This is a genomic window from Polaribacter sp. Hel1_33_78, from assembly GCF_900106075.1.
GTDB lineage: Bacteria > Bacteroidota > Bacteroidia > Flavobacteriales > Flavobacteriaceae > Polaribacter.
This window is the reverse complement of record NZ_LT629794.1, coordinates 2342136-2364808: the sequence shown is the minus strand read 5'-3', so window position 1 is coordinate 2364808 and position 22673 is coordinate 2342136. Positions and strand designations below refer to the sequence as shown.

16 protein-coding genes and 1 pseudogene are annotated in these 22673 nt (G+C 29.6%); 6 read left to right on the top strand and 11 right to left on the bottom strand.

What is annotated here, in order from left to right; translation table 11 throughout:
• Positions 1 to 26: 26 nt before the first annotated feature.
• From BLT88_RS10210 to rlmF, 3 genes are read left to right on the top strand one after another with little or no spacing between them, the layout of a single operon-like run.
• Positions 27 to 689 (top strand): class I SAM-dependent methyltransferase, encoded by a 663-nt coding sequence (locus tag BLT88_RS10210; protein ID WP_091954612.1) that lies wholly within the window; start codon positions 27 to 29, stop codon positions 687 to 689.
• Between the two features lies 1 nt (position 690).
• Positions 691 to 2283, top strand: a complete 1593-nt coding sequence (gene bshC / locus BLT88_RS10205) for a bacillithiol biosynthesis cysteine-adding enzyme BshC (RefSeq protein WP_091955762.1) — start codon at positions 691 to 693, stop codon at positions 2281 to 2283.
• On the top strand, positions 2283 to 3137 hold the full coding sequence (rlmF, locus tag BLT88_RS10200) for a 23S rRNA (adenine(1618)-N(6))-methyltransferase RlmF (protein ID WP_091954610.1): 855 nt from the start codon (positions 2283 to 2285) through the stop codon (positions 3135 to 3137). Before bshC ends, rlmF begins: the two co-directional genes overlap by 1 nt.
• Before the next feature lie 96 nt (positions 3138 to 3233).
• Here the strand turns inward: rlmF and BLT88_RS10195 are convergent, their stop codons facing one another.
• From BLT88_RS10195 to argS, 9 genes are all read right to left on the bottom strand, one after another.
• Positions 3234 to 3836: a hypothetical protein gene (locus tag BLT88_RS10195; protein ID WP_091954609.1), complete on the bottom strand. Its 603-nt coding sequence runs from the start codon at positions 3834 to 3836 to the stop codon at positions 3234 to 3236.
• A gap of 71 nt (positions 3837 to 3907) precedes the next feature.
• Positions 3908 to 4282, bottom strand: a complete 375-nt coding sequence (locus BLT88_RS10190; RefSeq protein ID WP_091954607.1) for a LysM peptidoglycan-binding domain-containing protein — start codon at positions 4280 to 4282, stop codon at positions 3908 to 3910.
• Positions 4283 to 4306: 24 nt separating this feature from the next.
• A complete protein-coding gene (locus BLT88_RS10185; protein ID WP_091954606.1) occupies positions 4307 to 4831 on the bottom strand; it encodes a DUF1573 domain-containing protein in 525 nt (174 codons plus the stop codon).
• A 20-nt stretch (positions 4832 to 4851) separates the two neighbouring features.
• Positions 4852 to 7032 (bottom strand): DUF4838 domain-containing protein, encoded by a 2181-nt coding sequence (locus BLT88_RS10180; protein WP_091954604.1) that lies wholly within the window; start codon positions 7030 to 7032, stop codon positions 4852 to 4854.
• Positions 7033 to 7057: 25 nt separating this feature from the next.
• Positions 7058 to 10069, bottom strand: a complete 3012-nt coding sequence (locus tag BLT88_RS10175; protein WP_091954603.1) for a tetratricopeptide repeat protein — start codon at positions 10067 to 10069, stop codon at positions 7058 to 7060.
• 20 nt (positions 10070 to 10089) lie between these two features.
• A complete protein-coding gene (locus BLT88_RS10170; RefSeq protein WP_091954601.1) occupies positions 10090 to 11652 on the bottom strand; it encodes a glycosyltransferase in 1563 nt (520 codons plus the stop codon).
• Positions 11653 to 11654: 2 nt separating this feature from the next.
• Positions 11655 to 12716, bottom strand: coding sequence for a HEAT repeat domain-containing protein (locus tag BLT88_RS10165; protein ID WP_091954600.1), 1062 nt, complete (start codon positions 12714 to 12716; stop codon positions 11655 to 11657).
• Positions 12717 to 12898: 182 nt separating this feature from the next.
• Positions 12899 to 14287, bottom strand: a complete 1389-nt coding sequence (lpdA, locus tag BLT88_RS10160) for a dihydrolipoyl dehydrogenase (protein ID WP_091954598.1) — start codon at positions 14285 to 14287, stop codon at positions 12899 to 12901.
• Positions 14288 to 14443: 156 nt separating this feature from the next.
• Positions 14444 to 16219, bottom strand: a complete 1776-nt coding sequence (argS, locus tag BLT88_RS10155; protein WP_091954597.1) for an arginine--tRNA ligase — start codon at positions 16217 to 16219, stop codon at positions 14444 to 14446.
• 88 nt (positions 16220 to 16307) lie between these two features.
• Between argS and BLT88_RS10150 the strand changes: the two are divergent.
• A pseudogene (locus BLT88_RS10150) lies at positions 16308 to 16831 on the top strand (YkgJ family cysteine cluster protein).
• A gap of 2 nt (positions 16832 to 16833) precedes the next feature.
• Here BLT88_RS10150 and BLT88_RS10145 read toward each other — a convergent pair.
• Entirely contained in the window at positions 16834 to 18057 is a 1224-nt protein-coding gene (locus BLT88_RS10145) for an exo-beta-N-acetylmuramidase NamZ domain-containing protein (RefSeq protein ID WP_091954595.1), read from the bottom strand.
• 4 nt (positions 18058 to 18061) lie between these two features.
• On the opposite strand from BLT88_RS10145, the gene BLT88_RS10140 reads away from it, so the two are divergent.
• Positions 18062 to 19297 (top strand): ABC transporter permease, encoded by a 1236-nt coding sequence (locus tag BLT88_RS10140; RefSeq protein ID WP_091955761.1) that lies wholly within the window; start codon positions 18062 to 18064, stop codon positions 19295 to 19297.
• 205 nt (positions 19298 to 19502) lie between these two features.
• Entirely contained in the window at positions 19503 to 20873 is a 1371-nt protein-coding gene (locus BLT88_RS10135; RefSeq protein WP_091954594.1) for a pyridoxal-phosphate dependent enzyme, read from the top strand.
• Positions 20874 to 21769: 896 nt separating this feature from the next.
• Here the strand turns inward: BLT88_RS10135 and lipA are convergent.
• Positions 21770 to 22639: a lipoyl synthase gene (gene lipA / locus BLT88_RS10130; RefSeq protein ID WP_036787039.1), complete on the bottom strand. Its 870-nt coding sequence runs from the start codon at positions 22637 to 22639 to the stop codon at positions 21770 to 21772.
• Positions 22640 to 22673: the final 34 nt, after the last annotated feature.

The window sequence follows — 22673 nt, the reverse complement described above, 5'->3', positions numbered from 1 at the left end:
CCATCAAAATTTAGTATTTTTGATACATGGCAATAAACGATAGTGATTGTAAAATCACAGAAGCAACCATCAACTATAAGGAGCATTGGAATACTGCTTATCTTATTAATAATAGAGAAAATTTGGGTTGGTATGAAGAAAAATCATTACCAACGTTATCATTAATCAAAGAAACAAGATTGCCTAAAAATGCTACAATTTTAAATGTAGGATCCGGCTCTTCAATTTTAGTTGATAATTTATTAGAACAAGGATTTTCTGATATTATAGCGAATGATTTATCAGATGAATCATTAAAATTATTAAAGAATAAGTATCAAAAAAATAATAAGATTAAATTTATTGTTGATGATTTATTGAATCCGTCAAAATTGAATGAATTACAAAATATTGACTTATGGAATGATAGAGCTGTTTTACATTTTTTTTTAGAAAAAGAGCAAATAATTTCCTATTTTAAATTATTAAAGAAGGTTGTAAAACCTGAAGGATTTGTTATTATTTCTGTTTTTGCAAAAAATGGAGCTGAAAAATGCTGTGGCTTGCCACTGAAAAGGTATAATGTGAAAATGTTGGAGAATGAATTAGGAAATGATTTTGTGCTTAAAAAAAGTTTTAACTATACATTTATAAATCCTTCTGGTAATGAAAGGCCTTATATTTATGCGTTATTTCAAAGAAAAAGTTAAAATGAAAACAACACAAATTCCTTTTCAAAAGACCGGTTTTTTCTCAAAAATGATGCATCATTATTTAGAGAAAAACGAAAACATAAAACCATTCTACAACAATTTCCCTGATATTTCTGGATTTCATAATCAAATTGAAGAAAAGCAAAAATCATACAGCTTACAAACAAGATTAACATTGGTTGATGCTTTGCAAAAACAATATGCATCTTTTAAAATTTCAGAAAAGACCTCTGAAAACATTGAATTGTTAAAACAACAAAATACGTACACAATTTCAACTGGTCATCAATTAAATTTATTTACAGGTCCCTTATATTTTCTTTATAAAATTATTTCTACTATTAATTTATGTGAAGAATTATCAGAAAAATTTTCTGACCAAAATTTTGTTCCCATATATTGGATGGCATCAGAAGATCATGATTTCGACGAAATCAATTATTTTAATTTTGGTGGAAAAAAAGTAACTTGGAATCGTAAAGATGGAGGTGCAGTAGGACGTTTTTCTACGGATGGATTAGAGGATGTTTTTGAAGTGTTTTCTAATCATTTAGGAAATTCTAAAAATGCGAAATACTTAAAAAATCTTTTTTCTGAAGGATATTTAAAGCATAATAATTTATCAGATGCAACTCGTTTTATTGCGAATGAATTATTTAAAGAATATGGTTTAGTAATTATTGATGGAGACGATGCTAAATTAAAACACTTATTTAATCCTTTTGTAAAGGAAGAATTACAAAATAATACTTCATTTAAGGAAGTTTCCGAAACGATTCTAGAATTGGAAAGGAATTACAAAATTCAGGTAAATCCGAGAGAAATTAACTTATTTTATTTAGGGAATGAATTTAGAGAACGTATTGTTTTTGAAGACGATGTATATAAAGTAAATAATACTGATATCATTTTTTCGAGAGCTGAAATTTTAGAAGAAGTTGATAAAAATCCAACGGCATTTTCTCCAAATGTAATTATGAGACCTTTGTATCAAGAAGTGATTTTGCCTAATCTATGTTATATTGGTGGAGGAGGAGAAATGGCATATTGGTTTGAATTAAAAACATATTTTGAGAAAGTAAAGATTCCTTTTCCTATTTTGCTACTGCGAAATTCTGTGCAAGTTGTCTCAGAAAAACAATCAAAAAAATTGGAAAAACTAAATATTTCATTTGAAGAAATGTTTTTAAATCAGCATGACTTATTATCTAAAAAGGTCAGAGTAAATTCAAAAATAAAAATTGAATTTACTGAGAAAATTCAGTTTTTGAGAAATCAATTTTCAGAACTAAAGGAGGTTGCTGAAAAAACGGATGTTTCTTTTTTGAATGCTGTAAATGCGCAAGAGAGAAAACAGGTTAAAGGTCTAGAAAATTTAGAAAAGCGTTTATGGAAGGCTGAAAAAAGAAGACAAAAGGATTTAGTTAATAGAATAACAGCACTGCAGAATGAACTTTTACCAAACCAAAGTTTAGAAGAACGTCAACGTAATTTTTCTGAATATTATTTGGAGTATGGTTCATCATTTTTAAAAGCAATGAAAGGTGCTTTAATATCTTTACAATTAGAGTTTACAATAATAGAATTATAATGAAAGAAAAAGGTTTACATCCAAAAAATAAGTTTAACAAAGGTTATGATTTTGATGCTTTAATTGTTGAAAATCCGTTATTGAAAGAGTTTGTTTTAGAAAATAAATTTGGTTCTATAAGTATTGATTTTTCAAATCCAAATGCAGTAAAAGAACTCAATAAAGCATTATTGTTTTCTTATGATAAACTGAATCTTTGGAATTTCTCTGATGAAAACTTATGTCCGCCAATTCCCGGGCGATTAGACTATATTCATCATTTATCAGATTTGCTTTCAGAAGAAAAAGATATAAAAATTTTAGATATAGGGACTGGGGCAACTTGTATTTATCCTTTATTAGGTGTTGCAGAATTTAATTGGAATTTTATTGCCACCGATATTGATTTAGACTCTTTAGACTCTGCACAAGATATTATTGATGATAATAATTTAGATGCTAATATTAAGCTTCGGCAGCAATTTGATGAACAACAAATTTTAAAAGGAATTTTAGAAGAAGACGATTTTTTTTCTGCTACGATGTGTAATCCTCCTTTTTACAAATCTGCTGAAGAGGCGCGGGGTGCAAATAGAAGAAAATCAAGAAATTTAGGGAATAATGCGGTTAGAAATTTCTCTGGAAACAATAATGAATTGTGGTATAAAGGTGGAGAAAAGGTCTTTTTACATAATTATTTATATGAAAGTTCACTATTTTCTAATAAAAGTAAATGGTTCACAAGTTTGGTTTCTAAAAAGGAAAATATAGAAAGTTTACAAAATTCATCTAAGAAATTAGGTGCAGAAGAGTTTAAGGTAATTAATATGAATCAAGGAAACAAAGTTACGAGAATTGTTTGTTGGAGATTTTAATTTTACTTTTAACTTCGAAAAATAGAAAACAATATTCTTGAAGACCTTACGATAATTGGTTTATTCGTTGGTCATTTTATATGATATAAATACCACTTAGTTAAAAACTATGTCCTTTATTTTATGCTTTTTGCATACAAAATGTAAAATGGTATATACCAACATATGCACAAAGACTAAACATATAAAAGCATATAAAGGAACTCCAAAAATTTGATAAGGCCAATAATACGTCCAAACACCTAAATAAATAGTAATGACTTCACCAAAAGCAGGCAGTATTAAGGCTAAAATAATTGCTAAAATTATTTTATTTTTTTGTGTTTGTTTTGATAAAAGAGGAATTAAATTTCTTTCTAATTTATACAAATAATGAAAAGCAAGCATCCACGCAAATGGCAACCACAAGGGCAACGCTCTTGTAACTTCATGATATTCCCAATAACCATTCGTTACTCCCCAAGTTTCGCCAACAATTCCACCAAAACCAGTAAGCAGCATACCAATTAAAAGTATCCAATTCTTATTTTTCTTAGGCTTTATAATTTCTTTATAAATATTGTGTACAATTTTCAGAAATAACAGAATAGCAATAATCAAATCATATTTTTTTAAGGTACCAATTAAAATACCTGCAATTATGAGTTTTATAAGTGCTTTTAAAATTTCTGTAAAGTAGTCTTTTTTATTGTTGATCACAATTTATAATTTTTTCAAAAATAAAAAAACCGAAACGATTTGTTTCGGTTTTAAAGTATTCTTTTTTTATTTTAAAGATTTGGAATCACCAATTCTTGACCCGGATGAATTACATCTGGGTTTTTTAATATATTTCTATTCGCATCAAAAATAGCTGTATATTTCATGGCATTACCATAGTAATTTTTAGCAATTTTACCCAGCGTATCTCCACTTTTTACCGTGTGATTTGCAAATATTGTTGTGTCTTCAACAGAAATATCTGCAATTATATCGGTCGGATTATCACCACCAATTTCTTTTATTTTATCCCAAATTAAATTTTTTTCGTACTGATTTTTTGCGGTTCCAGCAACATGTAAAATTCCATCTACCTCTTTTACATTGCCATTTTTAATTTCTAATTCTTGACCTAAGTCTAGAACATTTTGATATTTTTCTTTCATTTTTTTTTTTTAAAATTAACACTATTATCTGACCGTTTGAATGTCATCTATATAATATCCTTGCTGCGTAAGATCTCCATCTACGGATCCAGCTAATTTGGCTTTTCTTCTTTCTAGATATATTTCTTCGTAATCTTTTGTGTAATGTGCAGATGTAACTACACTTACATCGAATTTCACAGAACTAAAGATATCTTTTTCTGTATTTGCAACAATGGTAATATAAAATTCTACATAACCGATATTTTTAGAACTATCATAGTCCACGGTAATAAAGCCAATTTCATCTTTACCAATAGAGGCTGAAGGGAAATCTATTTCTATACAGCCGCAAGACGCTTGAACATCATAAATAATTAAAGGTTGGTTACCTCTGTTGTAAATTTCATATACTGCTGTTAATTCTGATCCACGCAATATTGGGTAGTAATGACGATCTGGATTTATAATTTCCATTTTAGTTCTTTCCACGTTCTCTATACTTGGTTTTCTTAAATCACAAGAAAAAGAAATTATGGATATTAATAAAAGAAAATATATATTTTTCATTAATGTAAATTTAAACTTTTTTAATTAAATATGATTTCATCACAAGCTAAAGCATTTTTTCCAGCAACATTACTTCTACTAATTTTAACGATAAAAGTATCTGGTAATTGTTCATCATCAAATTTTGAGGGCAGATTAATTGACATTTCTTTTGTAGCCAAATCTGTTTTATCTACCAATGGATTTAATTTTTTTATTAAATTATAATTTGTGTCTAATATTTCAATTACACTAGGGTAATAAATAGCATGCTTTGTATCTTGTAAAAAAGAGAACGTAATTTTTTTTGATCCTTTAATATGTTTTTTTTCAATTTTTAAAGTTAAATTATCTATCGAGCAAATATGCCAATTGGTGTTGTAATCTTTGAAACCAAAAGTGCCATTATTTAAAACCGATATATTGGTGTAATCTTCATCTAAATTTGATAAAATTTCAAAGGGTTTTTTATAGAAATAATGCTTTCTTTTATGATATTTATAAATAGTCTCTTTCCAACTTTTAATGTAATCATCTATTGGATATTTTAATTCATTATATGTTTTTATATTAACAGATTTGCTAAAACTTTTTAATTTATCTAGCATTATTCCAGCTTCGTTTTTTACAATTATTTCTTCATTATTATTGATAGTCGCAAAGCCGTATGTGCCTATTCCATAAACTCTCATCACTTCTAATTTTAAAAAAGTAAGAGCAGTTGCAATCTTTCGAAAGTCTATATCATACTTATTTCTTTCAGTATTCGAGTCGAATTCATCGTAAAAACTAAAGAAGACTTTTGGATTTAAATATTTTTTGACGGTTTTGTTAATACCACTATAAATAGCTAATTCTTCTTTATTGATAAAAAAAGAATCGGTTATAAATGAATAATAATCGGTTAAGGCACTCGCCAATTTATTTGGAAATTTTTCGTGAAAATACGTATAGATTGCCTGATCTACATTAATATCAGTATTCCATAAAAGTTTGGAAAATATGTTTGATTTTAAATCTTGAAATGTGCTATATTGATATTCACTACCATGCAAGAAAACGCCTTTAACACCTAACTTTTTATATAGTTTTAAGTTTTTCTGAGTAACTTTTAAAGAAGGGTAAATATCAAAATAATTATCAAAATTAACAGCATAATCCCAAATATATATTTTTTCTAAATAATTTTTCCATCGTTTAATAGCTTCCTCAAAGTTTTCTATATATTGAGTATCTTCTATAGGTATACCTTTTTGAATATCTATGGTACTATAAAATAGTCCCACATTCTTTTCTGCCTTAAATTGTGGAATTTTCTTAACGGTAAAATACGAAGCTGTGAAAAATGATGACTTTTTATGATTTTTTGCTAGCTTATTTAAAAAGGTAAAGACAGCAGGAGCGGCATCTTTGGTTGTATTTCCGACAGCTTTACAAGAAGCGCATGTACAAACAATGCTATTATCATTTGGTAGAATCATGTATTTGTCAAGCGCATGATCACTATCATAAATAATTTTCACTTTTTCATTGATATATTTAAATAAGCTATCGCTTGTAAAACAATATTGACTTTCAACTCTTCTTTTACCTACTTTGGCATAAATTGATTGTGGTAAATTATATTCTTTAACAATCTTAGAAATGTTGTGCCCCCAAATTCCCCATTCTAATTCTAAATAATTAGTTTTGTTCCAAGCTCTAAAATCAGGATTAAAATTAGGAGAGAAGTAAGGTTCCCTGTATTCAAAGTCTGGAGAAGAACAACTGCTAAATCTATTCGGAATGCTAAGTTCTATTCTACCTTTGTTTTCTTTTCCTTTTTTATTTTTTTCTTTAAAATTTAAACTCGTGTATTTTTTGAAAAAAGCATTCAACCCAAAAACTAAATTTGCTGGAGTTGTTGCTTGAATAGTAATGTTTCTATCTTTCTTATACAAACAATAACTCTCTTTTTGAGGAGGGTTTACTCGTAAAATTATATAAGTATAATTCTTATTTAAATTATTACTTCGCTCAATATTTAAATACTGTCCTGTAATACTTCTAAAATTATTATTAAATTCATTTGCAGCATTACTCACAAGAATATCTGCAGACAAAGGAATGTTTATTTTAGGATATATTTTTTGTTTTTGAGAGTATAAGATTACATTCTTTTGAGCACAAGAAAAAAGACTCAAAAAAAACATTCCAATAGATATATACTTTTTTAAATTCATTCAGAGTGGCTTTATCTTCATTGTATTAAAAATGAGTAATAAGCGTAAAAGATAAATTATATTGGTTTGTATATACAGCGTTGAAAACCTCAATAGTGTTATCGGTATTATTAAAGATTGTGTTTTGGTTACTTTGAAAATTAATCCAAGTTCCATCTACCAATATTGCTGTTCTTGGTGTCATATTATACTTATAACCAGCACCTATCATTACGTTTGTGAAATTTAAAAAGGTATTTGATTGAAATTCTAATTGTTGGTCAAAGGGTGCACTACCACCAGAGGCAATAATGGAAAAATAATCTTTCCTAGCATTCACATTTATTCTTGCTTGTACCATGAAATTAGTATAAAAAAGACTTTCTGAGTAGGTCTTGTTTTGTATAGTAGCGTTACCATCAGGATCAGTAGGGCCGGGTTCAGTAAGAATTTCACCAGAATCGGGATCTCTTTCAAAAAATGTAGGACTAGTGTTCATTAAAGACAATCTAGCATTTACCCAAATATCTTCCCAAGTTCTCGCGACTCCTAATTTTAAGGTAAAATAATTTTGATCATTCTGCAATCTATCATAACTTATTCCAACTTGAGCTTCATATCCGTTATTTAGACCTTTATAGGCATTTGCATACAATTTAAATTTTGGAAAGAATTTCGAACCCAATAAAATACCGGCGTCTCCATAAAGGGTTTCATTAAAAATCCTTGCAAGGTTTACGCCTATTTGAACACCAACTCCAGACCTTCTGGCCGCATAATTCATATCTGCGCCATAGGTGTTTTTTCCATCAATTCTGCTGTAATTAATGCTTGCTAAAGAAGTATTATAGGCTACAGAATCAGAGGTGGCGTTTAAATAGCTAACCGCTATTTCATTCTTTAGGTTCTCTGCTTTAATGGTCTCTAAAGTCGTATTCCATTCAATTTGTTCGTATGGATTATCTATTTTTCGAAACTTTTGATAATAGTAGGCAGAATCAAACTTCTGTTGCATTTCAAAAACAACTCCTTTTTTATATTTTAAGAAATTATCATTAGGACTTTTTTTAATCTTTTTATTAATGAATTCTAAAGATTCATCATAAGGTTTTTGATTAATATGTAAATTAATCATTCTCATTAAAGAACCTTCATCCTTCGGGTTTAATGCATATGCAGAGTCATAATTAGTTAGCGCCTCATCGACTAAACCCCTTTCTTCTTGATTTCTAGCTCTAAAAAATAAAATTTCTGCTTCAGCATTTTTAATTTTTCGATCATACACATACGTTTTTTTTAGCGTATCTAAAATAGTTAAAGCTTTATCAAATTCTTTATTTTGAGTGTATAAGTCGGTTAGTTTTAGCTTAAAATTTTTGTTTTTAGGATAAAAACTTAAGGCACTTAAACTATAATTAATGCCTTTTGGGTAATCAGGAATGGCAGATGAGGCATTGATAGCCATGTCTAATAAACGCTTATTGTTGTTTTCTCTTGTTAATCCATCTTCCAGTACGGGTAATACTTTACGATATCTTTGTTCTTTCATTAAAAAAGTAGCATAGGCTTCTACTTGACTAACATAAACTGATGGATATTTTAAGCTTAACGGGTATTTTTGTTCAAGATCTCTTGTAATATTTAAAGCATCATCAAAGAGCTCCATTTTTTGATAAAGTGTAGATTTTCGTAATAAATGATCTGGATTTTCAGAATCTAAACCTATTAATTTATCTATTTGATCTGTGGCTTCATCATATCTTTCTAATGCTAAAAAGATGCCAAAAATTTGTTGTTCAGATTCTTTTATGAAATCTGGAGATGAAGCTAATTCAGTAAAAATGGGAAGAGCAAGATCGTATTGTTTATTGGTTACATGTACTTTTGCTCTGTCATACATTATTTTGTTATACTGAAATGTAATATCAGTATCATTTGGGAATTTTTCATGATTTTCTAATACCTTTTTTTCAAACCTTTCTTTGTCTTTTATAGGTTTGTAAAGCTCCATTTCTTGAATTAATAATTTTTTATTATTCGGATTTTTCTTGATCGCCTTCTTTATAAAATATTCAGCATCTAAATCATAACCTTTCCCTAAAGAATTTTTTATGACATAGTCTTGAGACTCTGAATTACCATTTAATTCAACTAACTTTTTATTTACTTCGTAGGCATCATTATATTCATTAAATCCTGCTGATTGTTGCAATAAATATGGCAAAGTTCTAGAATGGATGTCTTTAAATGCATTTTTATCTACTTTCTCTTTTATGTAAGAAATTGCTTGTGCATGTCTTCCTAGTTCTTCTAATAAGCCAATCTTTTTTTCTATTAATTCTCTATCATTGGGCATCTCTAATAAAGATCTATTGGTGTATTGCAGTGCAGCATCAGGATTTCCTTTTAACAATTCATTTCTAATAATACCCAAATATGCCTCTTTATTAGATGGGTTTTCATCTATGATTGTTTTGTAAATTTCATTGGCATTATCGTAGTTTTTCTCTTTAAAAGCTTCACTAGCGTCATCAAGTCTAATATAATTAAATTGTTCTTTTATTTCTGTGTCATTTGGGTATAGTTGATATAGTCTTTGTAAGGCCCTCTCGGCTTCTTCAAAGTTCCCCATTTCTTTATAGATGGTGATTTTTCGCATCCACCAACCTCGAGCGTATGGTGTGATTTCTAATAATTCATTTACAAAACATATTGCATCGGAGTATCTATTGGTTGCTTGTTCTATGTTCACCAAATACTTTAAGATATCAATATTTTTTCTGTTTTTTAAATAAACTTGCTTTAAAACATATCTTGCAGTATCGTATCTACCTAATTCTAGGTTGGCTTTTCCTAAAAGAGTTTTTAAATCTAAGTCGTTCGGAGATATTTTTAAACCTCTCCAGCTCATTTTTGCAGCTTTGGTGAAATTTTTATTTGCAATATCATTTTTTGCTTCTTTAAAGTATAAATCCGAAGAATTATAAACTTGAGCAGCCATATTTAATTGCGATAAAACAATTGCAACAAAAATGTAAATAAACTTATTTGTTTTCATAACGAATAACTTTAGTTATTTTATGTTTTAAAAGGTTTAAAATCATCTGTTTCTTTTTTCATATTTAAATTTTCGAAAATACTAGATTTGTTTTCTTTTTTATTGTTATTCGGGTTATTTCCATCATTTATGTTGTCTTTATTTTTCTTCTTTTCTTCTTTTCTCTCTTCAGCGGTATCAAAACCTTGTCTAGTCATGGTTCCCCAAGCAAGCTCTCCTGAGGTAAAATAACTAAAATATCCTTCAATAGAAAACAACATAATCATCCAATGATAAAAAAGGGGTTCTAAAAAAGCGGTAATAAATAACGTTAAAACTTCTCTAGTTGTATTGTAATACTTGAAAGTCATTTGATCCCAAATAATTACTATAGACGAAATCATAATCGCAAAAGTATAAGAGTATACAAAAACTAAAGGAGCAAAGTTCCAATTTACATAACCTGTAATAATTAAGAAAACTGCAAAAATAAGACCAAAAGTTTCAATAATTGGTGCCAAAAACTCAAAAAGGAAGATGTAAGGAAACGTTATTAACCCTAATCTTTTATAACTTGGGTTAAATAGAATTTTTCTATGATCATAAAACATTTGGGCTAACCCACTGGCCCATCTTTTGCGTTGGGCACGTAATATTTTAATATTAGGAGGACCCTCTGTCCAACAGCAAGAAAGAGGAATATATCCAATTTTATATTCCATTTTATTATTCATCATGTAAGCAGCCATCCTTGTTAGCATATCCATATCTTCAGCATGAGAATCTGCACCATAACCACCTGCTTTAATAGCAATCTCTTTATTAAACATACCTAATCCACCAGATACATTTGGTACCGAATTGATCAATTCCCACCCCATTTTTCCTAGAAGGTAAGATCTAATATATTCTAGTTCTTGAAAACGTGGTATTAATGCTTTTGGAGGTCTTACACGTGTAATAATACCTTCTTCAATTTCACAATTATTAGACATTCTTAAAGTGGCGCCAACAGCAATTACAGTTACCTTAGAGTTTAAAATGGGTTTAATCATTTTAGTTAGTGTATTTCTAGCAAGAATACAATCTACATCTGTGTTTAAGTAATATGGAAATACTGATGCATTTAATCCCGCATTAAAGGCATCTGCTTTTGTGCCACCATTTTCTTTATCAATGACGGTTAAAATTTCATACTTAGGGTTTTGAGATTTAAAAGTTCTCTTGTAGGGTTGAGTTTTAATTTTTTCAACATAGGCAAAAGGAGCTTCAACCAAATCAAATTCTTCAATTAAAAGATCTAGGGTTTTATCTTTACTACCATCATTTACAATAATTACCTCAAAAAGAGGATAGTTTAGGGTTAATAGAGATTTTACATTTATAATAATTGTTTTTTCTTCATTATATGCAGGTGCAATTACTGAAATACCAGGAGCTAATTTTGAACTTAATAACTCTTCATCATCAATATCTGTATTATAGTTTTTATATTTTGTGATGGATATATATGAAAATACAGCTAAAATAAGGTAGCTAAAAATTAATGCAGTAGCATAGAAGAAAATAAAATATTCATAAACTTTTACGAAAATTTCAAACATATTTATTTAAACTTAATTAGAGGGGTTTCAACATGGTTTAAAATTGTAAGATCGAAATCTTTCAATGAATTCTTTAAATTTTGAAAAGCTATTTTTCCTTCATAACTATAATTTAGAATTCCTTCAGCAATAATCTTTTTTGTATCTGTGTTATTTGATTCATGAAATATTTCTTGTAAAAATTTTAAAGATTTACCAGTATTAAATTTTCTTATTGTTTTTACGATTGCTACTTGACAAATTTCTGGTTCTGTATAATATCTGTCAATAAGTGTTTGCTCTGTATCTTTGATCTGTAATGCTCCTAAAGTTAATATAGCTTCTGCTCTCACTTCAGCATTTGTATCGTCTAATTTTTCTAATAAAATTTCATCGATACCTTTTTGCTTAAAAAAACCAACCATTTTTATTAAAAAAACCACTAAAGAGTCATTTTTAGAATAATTTATCCACTTCCCTAAACCCTCTAAGTTCCCTCTTTTATTTTGAAGTTTAAGATATTGCATTAATTCAATCTCATCCCATTTTGAAAGGGAACCTTCAATCTCATCAAAAAAACGATATGGATCATTCATACTTAAAGCTAGATATGAATTTCGTGCCTCTCTTCTAATCCTTTTATTTTTACTGTAGGCATAGACCAGTATTTTAGCATCGAATTTATTTAAATTTAAAACGAAAGCTTCTTGAAAGGCATTCATTTTTTCACTATTCGATCGAGAATCAAATTTTTTCTCTAAATGTCCTACAATATTTAATGCATCTATTATTAAAGGATATTTTTCTGATTTTTTTTCTTTATTCTTAAATTCTATTAAAATACCAATACCAATATCTATAGTTTCCTTATTTACTTCTCCTACAATATTTTCAAACTTATCAAATATTTCTTTCTCTGAGAATTTCTTATCGAAAAATAATACTTCTTCAAACAAAGTCTTTATTTCAGGAACATTCTTTTTAAGTTTCTTTTGAATTCTATTATAATTTCTCCTAATTACATAAATTGTTATTACTAAAACAATTGTTGAAATTATAAAACCCAATGTTAATACAATTGTCATTTGTATTATTAGAGGGTAAGTCTTTATCTTAAAGACAAAAGAAAGAAACCATTCAACAATACTCATTTGTAAAAGCTTGTTTTTATACTAATTTGACCAAGTGAGGGCTTCTCGTGTCTATTTATACGAAAGTAATAAAAAAAAATATCAAATGTATCTTTTTTTCTGTATAACCGCGTATTTTATAGGTGAATGACTTCGTTGTAGGCATCAGCAACTGCTTCCATAACGGCTTCGCTCATTGTTGGGTGTGGGTGAATTGTCTTTAACACTTCATGACCAGTTGTTTCTAATTTACGTCCTAATACTGCTTCTGCAATCATATCTGTAACGCCAGCACCAATCATATGGCAACCTAACCATTCTCCGTATTTTGCATCAAAAATCACCTTTACAAAACCATCAGGAGTTCCTGCTGCTTTTGCTTTTCCTGATGCAGAAAAGGGGAATTTACCAACTTTTAATTCATATCCAGCTTCCTTTGCTTTTGCTTCTGTCATGCCAACAGAGGCAATTTCTGGAGTTGCATAAGTACAGCCAGGTACATTGCCATAATCAATAGATTCTGTATGTAAACCCGCTAATTTTTCTACACAAGTAATTCCTTCGGCCGAAGCAACATGCGCTAAAGCTTGTCCGGGAACCACATCTCCAATAGCATAATACCCAGGAATATTAGTTTGGTAAAAATCGTTTACTAAGATTTTATCTCTATCAACAATAATTCCAACATCTTCTAAACCAAGGTTTTCAATATTAGATTTAATTCCCACAGCTGATAATAAAATATCAGCTTTTAAAGTTATTTCTCCTTTCTTCGTTTTTACAGTGGCCACAACACCTTCGCCAGAAGTATCAACAGACTCTACAGAAGAATTTGTCATTACTTTAATTCCAGCTTTTTTTATAGAACGTTCAAATTGTTTCGAAATATCAATATCTTCGACAGGAACTAAATTGGGCATATACTCTACGATAGTTACCTCTGTTCCCATAGTGTTATAGAAATGTGCGAATTCAACTCCAATTGCTCCAGAACCTACAACAATCATAGATTTTGGTTGACTTGGTAATGTCATTGCTTTCCTATATTCAATTACTTTTACACCATCTTGTGGCAAGTTTGGTAACTCTCTTGAACGAGAACCCGTTGCAATAATAATATTGTCTGCAGCATATTCAGTTACTTTTCCATTTTCTGACGTAACATCTACTTTTTTACCCGTTTTAATTTTTCCAAAACCGTTAATTATATCGATTTTATTTTTCTTCATTAAAAAAGCAACCCCTTTGCTCATGCCATCTGCAACACCACGACTTCTTTTAATCACAGCATCAAAATCTTTATCAATAGCTTCTGCTTTTAAACCATAATCATCAACATGTTTTAAATAATCATAAACTTGTGCAGATTTTAACAATGCTTTTGTAGGAATACATCCCCAGTTTAAGCAAATTCCACCTAAATTTTCTTTTTCTACAATGGCAACTTTAAAGCCTAGTTGAGAAGCTCTAATTCCTGTTACGTATCCTCCAGGTCCACTTCCAATGATAATGATGTCGTATTTCATACTTATATTTTTTTATCTTTTATTTCTTTACTTTATGCGTTCTAGAATTATTTTAGTTTCGTTCTTACTCTAATTTTACTAAAACTGATAATTAAAAAGGATGTCCTTTCAATTTCTCGTGCAATTTACTAACTTTTGTTTTTACTTCCAACTATTTTACATTCTCTCAGGAACATCAATTCCTAATAAATAAAATGCTGATTTTATGGTATCTGCGACTTTCTTTGCTAACTGAACTCTAAATATTTTTTTAGCTTCATTTTCTTCTCCTAATATGGATACATTTTGATAAAAAGAATTGAATTCTTTTACCAAATCATAGGTGTAATTCGCAACAATCGCTGGAGAATAATTTGTAGCTGCTTGTTGTATAGTTTCAGGATATAACGCTAATTGTTTTAGTAACTCTTTTTCTTTTTCATGTAATTCAATAGTTACAGATTTTGAATAATCAAAAGCTGCTTTTCTAATAATAGATTGAATTCTTGCATAGGTGTATTGTATAAAAGGACCTGTGTTTCCTTGGAAATCTACAGAAGATTTCGGGTCGAATAAGATTCTTTTTTTAGGGTCTACTTTTAGAATAAAATATTTTAAAGCACCTAAACCAATCGTTTTATATAGTTCGTTTTTTTCTTGCTGGGAATAACCTTCCAATTTACCTAGTTCTTCAGAAATTATTTTGGCTGTTTCGGTCATTTCAGACATTAATTCATCAGCATCAACAACGGTACCTTCTCTAGACTTCATTTTTCCAGAAGGTAAATCTACCATGCCATAACTTAAATGATGCAATTGTTTAGACCAATCAAAACCTAGTTTTTTTAAAATTAAAAATAATACTTGAAAATGATAATCTTGTTCGTTACCCACAGTATAAACCATTCCTCCAACATCGGGAAAATCTTTTACACGCTGAATTGCAGTTCCAATATCTTGTGTCATGTAAACAGCCGTTCCGTCTGAACGTAAAACAATTTTTTCATCTAAACCATCATCTGTTAAATCACACCAAACAGAACCATCTTCTTTTTTATAGAAAACACCTTTTTGGATGCCTTGAGAAACCACATCTTTTCCTAATAAATACGTGTTACTTTCATAATATAAAGTATCGAAATTTACACCCATATTTTTATAAGTAACCTCAAAACCCTCGTAAACCCAAGAGTTCATAGTTTTCCAAAGCGAAACAACCTGTTCGTTTCCAGCTTCCCATTGCTGCAACATTTGCTGTGCTTCTAATAAAAGTGGCGCTTCTTTTTTAGCTTCTTCCTCAGTTTTCCCCTGGGTAATTAACTGCGCGATTTCTTTTTTGTATTCTTGGTCAAATTTCACGTAGTAATTTCCAACCAATTTATCACCTTTTAAACCTGATGATGCTGGAGTTTCACCGTTACCAAATTTTTCCCAAGCCAACATAGATTTACAAATATGAATTCCTCTATCGTTTATAATTTGAGTTTTATAAACTTTTTTTCCTGCAGCTTTTATGATTTCTGCAACAGAATAGCCTAGTAAATTATTACGAACATGTCCTAGATGTAAAGGTTTGTTTGTGTTTGGTGATGAATACTCCACCATTATGGCTTTATCATTCGGTTTAGACGAAACCAAACCAAACGAAGAATTTGAGTAAATTGAATTAAAAAAATTTGTGTAGAAACTATCATCAACAACTAAGTTTAAAAAACCTTTAACTACGTTGTAGTTTGTGATTTCATCAACATTTTCATCAACATATTTCCCTAAATCTTCACCAATTTGAACAGGATTCCCTTTTTTGTAGCGCAATAAAGGGAATACAACAACAGTAATATCCCCTTCAAATTCTTTTCTGGTAGCTTGAAATTCTACTGAAGGAATTTCTATATTGTATAAAGCTAAAAACCCCTCTTTTACTTTGGTTTCTATGATGTTTTGAATGTTCATTTAATCTTGAAAATTGAAATGCAAAATTACATATTTTTATTTGTTTTTTTCAATGATTTTTGGTCAAGAATAATTGTAGTTTTGCACTATGGAAAAACGGTTACAACAACTCCCGAAATTAGCAGAAGAAGCAAGAAAAGAAAATAAAAAATATTTTACACATCTAAAAAAAGGACACCTAAAAATTTAGATTATGTTATGCAAGATTTGCACGATGCTGAGTTCGCAAAAACGGATTGTTTAGACTGTGGAAATTGTTGTAAAACTTCAAGTCCGATATTTATAGATAAAGATATTGAGCGCATTTCTAAGCATTTAAAAATGAAAGTTGCTAATTTCACTAACACGTTCTTAGAAAGGGATGAGGATGATTTTATGGTGCTAAAAACGGCACCTTGTTCTTTTTTCGATGAAGCTGATAATTCTTGTACAATCTATCATGTTCGCCCAAAAGCGTGTGCAGAATATCCTCATACAAACAGACGTAAATTCATACAAATTACAGACTTAACAATTGCCAATACGGCAATTTGTCCTGCAACTTATAATATTGTGGAAGCTTTAAAAAAGCGATTACCTTATGAGTATAATCTAAAAAAAATCAGAAAATAGTATTATTTATAAATTAAATATTTATTTCTAGTTTTTTCAAATGCTTTCAAGTCTTCTTTCCAAGTTTTTGTAATTTGTTCTTCAGATAAACCTCCTTCTATTTGTTCTTGCAGTTTTGTAGTTCCTGCTAATTTAGTAAAGAAGCTATTAAAAAATTCGTCAGAAGAATTTTGTTCGTAAGCTTTAAGTAACCAATTTAAATTAAGTCGATTTAAGTTTTTAGTGCTTTGCAAATTCTCACCAAAACATAGGTTGTTTTTATACTTTGGATATTTTGAGCCTTCATTTTGTTTGGGTATAAATGTAAATTCACTTTTTGCTAAGAAAGGTGATCCATAAATTTGGAATTGCATTTCGGTTCCTCTTCCTGCAGAAACATTAGTTCCTTCAAAAAAACATAGACTAGGGTATAAGTTGATGCTTTTGTCATTCGGTAAATTTGGAGATGGTTTTACTGGCAAACTATAGTCTGTTTTGTGATTGTAATTTTCTAAAGGAATGACAGTTAAATTACAATGAATTCCCTTTTTCAACCACTTTTCCCCATTTATCATTTTTCCATATTCACCAATGGTCATTCCATAAACTACAGGTACTTTATGCATACCCACAAAACTTTTATGTTGTAATTCTAAAACGGGGCCATCAATGTAATGCCCATTCGGGTTTGGTCTGTCTAAAATTATAACCGGAATTCCAACTTCTGCACAAGCTTCCATTACATAATGTAAGGAAGAAATATAGGTATAAAAACGCGCTCCTACATCTTGAATGTCAAAAACTACCACATCAATATTTTTCAATTGTTCAGCAGAAGGTTTTTTGTTTTTTCCATATAAGGATATAATTGGTAAGCCTGTTTTAGTATCAAATCCGTCTTTAATGGTTTCACCGGCATCTGCTTTTCCACGAAAGCCGTGTTCTGGAGCAAACACTTTTTTAATTTTTATTCCAAGAGAAAGTAAACTGTCGATTAAGCTAACAAACGTTTTTTTCTTTTTAGTTTTTTCTATAATAGAGGTTTGGTTTGCAACAATAGCAACATTCTTACCTCTTAAAAGGTTTAGATATAAACGAGTTCTTTCTGCACCAGTTTTTATAATTGCTGATTTTTTTGGGTCGTTTTTATTATTTTCTGGAGGTTTTTGTGCACAAGAAATCAGCTGAAAATTCAGGAACAGAAACAAGAATAAATATGTACTTTTGAAAGGTTTAAAAAGAATCATCAATTTGAATTACGAGTTATTCATTGCAAAACGCATTATTGCTGGCAAAAAGTATAAAAATAGCATTTCATCGCCAATAATAAAAATTGCCATCACAGCAATTGCGTTAGGAATTATTATTATGCTAATTGCTGTGGCAACAGGTGCAGGTCTGCAGTATAAAATTCGGGATAAAATGGCTGGATTTAAAGGTCATATTCAGATTGTAAATTATGACGCCAATAATTCTGATGTTTCTACAACAGCTATAAAAAAAGAGCAAGACTTTTATCCTACTTTTAAGCATGTAAAAGGAATAAAAAATGTGCAAATTTTCGCCAATAAAGCGGGTATTTTAAGAACTAAAACCGATTTTGAAGGTATTATTTTTAAAGGGGTTTCTACAGATTATGATTGGTCTTTCTTTACTGAATACATGGTGGAAGGAAGAGTTCCAGATTTTAATCAGCCAAGAACAAGAGAAGTTTTGCTTTCACAAACAATTATAAATCGTTTGCAATTAAAATTAAACGATACAATTATAGCCACGTTTATAAAAACGGTAAACAGTAAATTACCTTCCAATAAAAAATACATTATTACTGGAATTTATAATACAGGTTTTTTGCAGTTTGATAAAAGCATGATGATTGGCGACATTAGAGAGGTTCAAAATTTAAATAAATGGACAGAAAATGAAGTTGGAGGCTTTGAGGTTTTATTAAATGATTTTGATGAAATTGATGAAAAAGGAGAAGAGGTTTACAATAATATTAGTGCTACTTTAAATAGCAAAACAATTGTTGATGCCTATCCAAACGTGTTCGATTGGATTCAACTTTTTGACAATAATGTTTGGTTTATTATTGCTATTATGATTCTAATCGCAGGTATTAATATGATTACTGCTTTGTTAGTTTTAATATTAGAACGGGTGCAAATGATTGGCGTTTTAAAAGCTTTGGGAAGCAATAATACCAGTATTAGAAAAATCTTTTTGTATAACGCTACTTACCTTATTCTAAAGGGACTTTTTTGGGGTAACATTATAGGTTTAACAATTATTGGTATTCAACATTTTTTTAAAATAATAACGTTAAATCCAGAGACCTACTATGTGGCTACAATGCCGGTTTATATTTCATTTACAGCTATTCTATTATTAAACATCGGTACTTTAATTTTATGCTTTTTAATGTTGATAATTCCTTCTTTTATCATCACAAAAATAAGTCCTTCAAAGTCTATTAAGTTTGCTTAGTTCTAAATTTATTGCAAGATTGCTTCATGAAATATCAAAAAAAGAGATAATACATTTTTAAATTTTTAATTTGCTGATTTATAGCTACTCTGCGTTAGCGATTAAAATGGCATCCTTTTTCGAGGAATGAGAAAAAGATATAATTGGGCGCGACCTTTAGGGAACGCCCTAAAAATAATTTATATTTGCACCAGAAATTATAGAGATGAACTACGCAGAAAATATATTAGAAACTATTGGGAACACTCCCTTAGTAAAATTGAATGTTTTAACAAAAGAATTACCTTGTTTGGTGCTTTCTAAATACGAAACTTTTAACCCAGGAAACTCGGTAAAAGATAGAATGGCATTGCAAATGATAAAAGACGCAGAAGCAGATGGTCGTTTAAAGCCAGGAGGCACAATTATAGAAGGAACCTCTGGAAATACAGGAATGGGATTGGCTTTAGCTGCAATTGTAAAAGGCTACAAATGTATATTTGTAATGGCAGACAAACAGTCTAAAGAAAAGATAGATATTTTAAGAGCTGTTGGAGCTGAAGTTGTTGTTTGTCCCACAAATGTTGAGCCAGATGATGCACGTTCTTATTATTCGGTTTCTAAGCGTTTAGGAGAAGAAACTCCGAATTCGTGGTATGTAAATCAATATGATAATCCTAGTAATTGTAAAGCGCATTTTCTAAGTACAGGTCCGGAAATTTGGGAGCAAACCGAGGGGAAGGTAACTCATTTTGTTGTTGGTGTAGGAACAGGAGGAACCATTTCTGGTGTTGGAAGTTATTTAAAGATGAAAGCAAGGGAAGCGGGTTCAACTGTAAAAATTTGGGGAATAGATACCTACGGCTCTGTTTTTAAAAAATATCATGAAACGGGTATTTTTGACGAGAATGAGATTTATCCTTACATCACAGAAGGAATTGGTGAAGATATTTTACCTAAAAATGTAAATTTTGGTGTTATTGATGGTTTTACAAAAGTAACCGATAAAGATGCTGCAATTTATACGCAACGTTTAGCAAAAGAAGAAGGAATGTTTTTAGGGAATTCTGCTGGAGCAGCCGTAAAAGGATTATTACAATTAAAAGAACACTTTACAAAAGATGATGTTGTGGTAGTTTTATTTCATGATCACGGAAGTAGATATGTGGGTAAAATGTTTAATGATAATTGGATGCGTGAAAGAGGTTTTATAGAAGAAGAATTTAAAACTGCTGCAGATTTAATTAAAACTCATTCAGAAGAACCAATGATTGTTGCACAAACGGAAGAATTAGTTTCTCATGCAATAGAGCGAATGAAAGCGTTTAAAATATCTCAAATTCCGGTAAAAGATAGTAATGGTTTTGTAGGCTCTATAGACGAATCTGTTTTGTTACATTATTTTATTGCGGATAAAAATATAGCAGATAAACCAATTAAAGATATTATGGGGAAACCCTACCCAATTGTAAACAAGACTGCAAAATTAGAAGATATCTCTAAATTGATTACTAAAGAAAATGATGCTGTTTTAGTTGATTTAGAAAATGGCAATCATCATATTATTACAAAATACGATATTATTAGTGCTATTTGATTTTTCGTTTAACCGTAGTATTATGTATTTCATCGAATTAAAAAGGTAATTTAACGAAAAGTTAATTTTTAAATCAATAATAATTGTTTCTTGGGTTCATAACTAGAAAATAGTTATTTTATTTTATAAGTTGGGGGATTTATAAATATAGTTTAAAATCGTCTAGGAAATTTTTTTCTTAGATGATTTTTTTTTAGCTATATTTAAGTTATGACTGAACTTTCAAAAACACTAATTAAGGCTTCACATTATTCATAGGAACTTGTTATAATGATACTAGAAATTCAGATGATTGACAATTATTGAGATTGAAAAAAATGATGGAATCATATAAATAGTTGCTTCTAGTTCTTGTATAAATTACTTAACATGATTCAGGTATAGCAAAATAGAAAAATTTAAATTTAGCTCTTCGAAAATAAATTATAAAGTTTTAAAAAATGACCAGAAAAGACTATTACAATTTAAATGAAGCTGTCGAATGAAACAAAAGGTTAAATTTAGTTATCTGTTGTTAATTCCTCAAATATTGTTTGTTTTGTAAATCATATATATTATTTATTTGTAGATAAAGAGAGTTAATTATTTATTAATAAGTTCGGTTTCCCAGCATTAGGAAAAGCATAATACTAGAATGAAGCTCTTAAAATAGTGAAGATAAAGATAGAATTAGTAAGAAAAATATATACAAAAGAACAAATTTAAACACTTTGTATTGGGAGTATAATTTTTTTAGCCTTAAATAATTAAAACCATCTCTTTAGAGATGGTTTTTTTAAATCAACTAATTCAAATAATTTACACAATGAAAACAGTTTACGAGGTTGTTCTCATTTATTAAACAGCAAGCTTCATGCCAAAAAATATTTAAATTTATTTTTAGAATATTTTAACAATTACTTTGCGTGCTTATGTGCTTTGTATGATGAACGAACTAAAGCTCCACTTTCTACAAACATAAAGCCCATTTCTAATCCTATTGTTTCGTACTTCTTAAATTGTTCCGGAGTAATAAATTCTTTAACAGGTAAATGTTTTTTTGTTGGTTGTAAATATTGCCCAATAGTTAGTACGTCTAAACCTACACCTTGTAGGTCTTTCATCGTTTGTAAAACTTCCTCTTCAGTTTCACCTAAACCTAGCATCAATCCTGTTTTAGAGCGCATTCCGTTTTCTTTTAGGTATTTTAAAACAGCTAAACTTCTATCGTATTTTGCTTGAATTCTTACTTCTCGGGTTAATCTTCTCACTGTTTCCATGTTATGAGAAACTACTTCGGGATGCACTTCAATAATTCTATCTATTTGTTTTGTGTTACCTTGAAAATCAGGAATTAATGTTTCTAAGGTTGTATTTGGATTTGCTCTTCTAATTGCATCGACAGTTTCTGCCCAGATAATAGAACCACCATCTTTTAAATCATCTCTATCAACAGAAGTAATTACGGCATGTTTAATGCCCATGATTTTTATGGAGCGCGCCACCTTTTCAGGTTCATCCCATTCGACAGTTTCTGGTCTTCCAGTTTTTACCCCGCAAAAGCCACAAGAACGTGTGCAGATATTTCCCAAAATCATAAAAGTTGCGGTACCTTCTCCCCAACATTCACCCATATTTGGGCAGCTTCCGCTGGTACAAATAGTATTTAATTTATACTTGTCAACTAAACCCCTTAATTCAGTATATTTTTTACCAACAGGTAATTTTACACGTAACCATTTCGGTTTTTTTAGCCTTTCAGGAAGGACTGCAGAATCTATTGCCATGTTATAACATAATTGAAATGCAAATTTACAAAGA

Bases quoted from the DNA above. Each gene is read 5' to 3' on its own strand.
- BLT88_RS10190 (WP_091954607.1), bottom strand. From the start codon at position 4,282: ATGAAAGAAAAATATCAAAATGTTCTAGACTTAGGTCAAGAATTAGAA.
- BLT88_RS10145 (WP_091954595.1), bottom strand. From the start codon at position 18,057: ATGATTCTTTTTAAACCTTTCAAAAGTACATATTTATTCTTGTTTCTG.
- rlmF (WP_091954610.1), top strand. From the start codon at position 2,283: ATGAAAGAAAAAGGTTTACATCCAAAAAATAAGTTTAACAAAGGTTAT.
- BLT88_RS10165 (WP_091954600.1), bottom strand. From the start codon at position 12,716: ATGACAATTGTATTAACATTGGGTTTTATAATTTCAACAATTGTTTTA.
- lpdA (WP_091954598.1), bottom strand. From the start codon at position 14,287: ATGAAATACGACATCATTATCATTGGAAGTGGACCTGGAGGATACGTA.
- BLT88_RS10180 (WP_091954604.1), bottom strand. From the start codon at position 7,032: ATGAATTTAAAAAAGTATATATCTATTGGAATGTTTTTTTTGAGTCTT.
- argS (WP_091954597.1), bottom strand. From the start codon at position 16,219: ATGAACATTCAAAACATCATAGAAACCAAAGTAAAAGAGGGGTTTTTA.
- BLT88_RS10210 (WP_091954612.1), top strand. From the start codon at position 27: ATGGCAATAAACGATAGTGATTGTAAAATCACAGAAGCAACCATCAAC.
- BLT88_RS10170 (WP_091954601.1), bottom strand. From the start codon at position 11,652: ATGTTTGAAATTTTCGTAAAAGTTTATGAATATTTTATTTTCTTCTAT.
- bshC (WP_091955762.1), top strand. From the start codon at position 691: ATGAAAACAACACAAATTCCTTTTCAAAAGACCGGTTTTTTCTCAAAA.
- BLT88_RS10175 (WP_091954603.1), bottom strand. From the start codon at position 10,069: ATGAAAACAAATAAGTTTATTTACATTTTTGTTGCAATTGTTTTATCG.
- lipA (WP_036787039.1), bottom strand. From the start codon at position 22,639: ATGGCAATAGATTCTGCAGTCCTTCCTGAAAGGCTAAAAAAACCGAAA.
- BLT88_RS10185 (WP_091954606.1), bottom strand. From the start codon at position 4,831: ATGAAAAATATATATTTTCTTTTATTAATATCCATAATTTCTTTTTCT.
- BLT88_RS10135 (WP_091954594.1), top strand. From the start codon at position 19,503: ATGAACTACGCAGAAAATATATTAGAAACTATTGGGAACACTCCCTTA.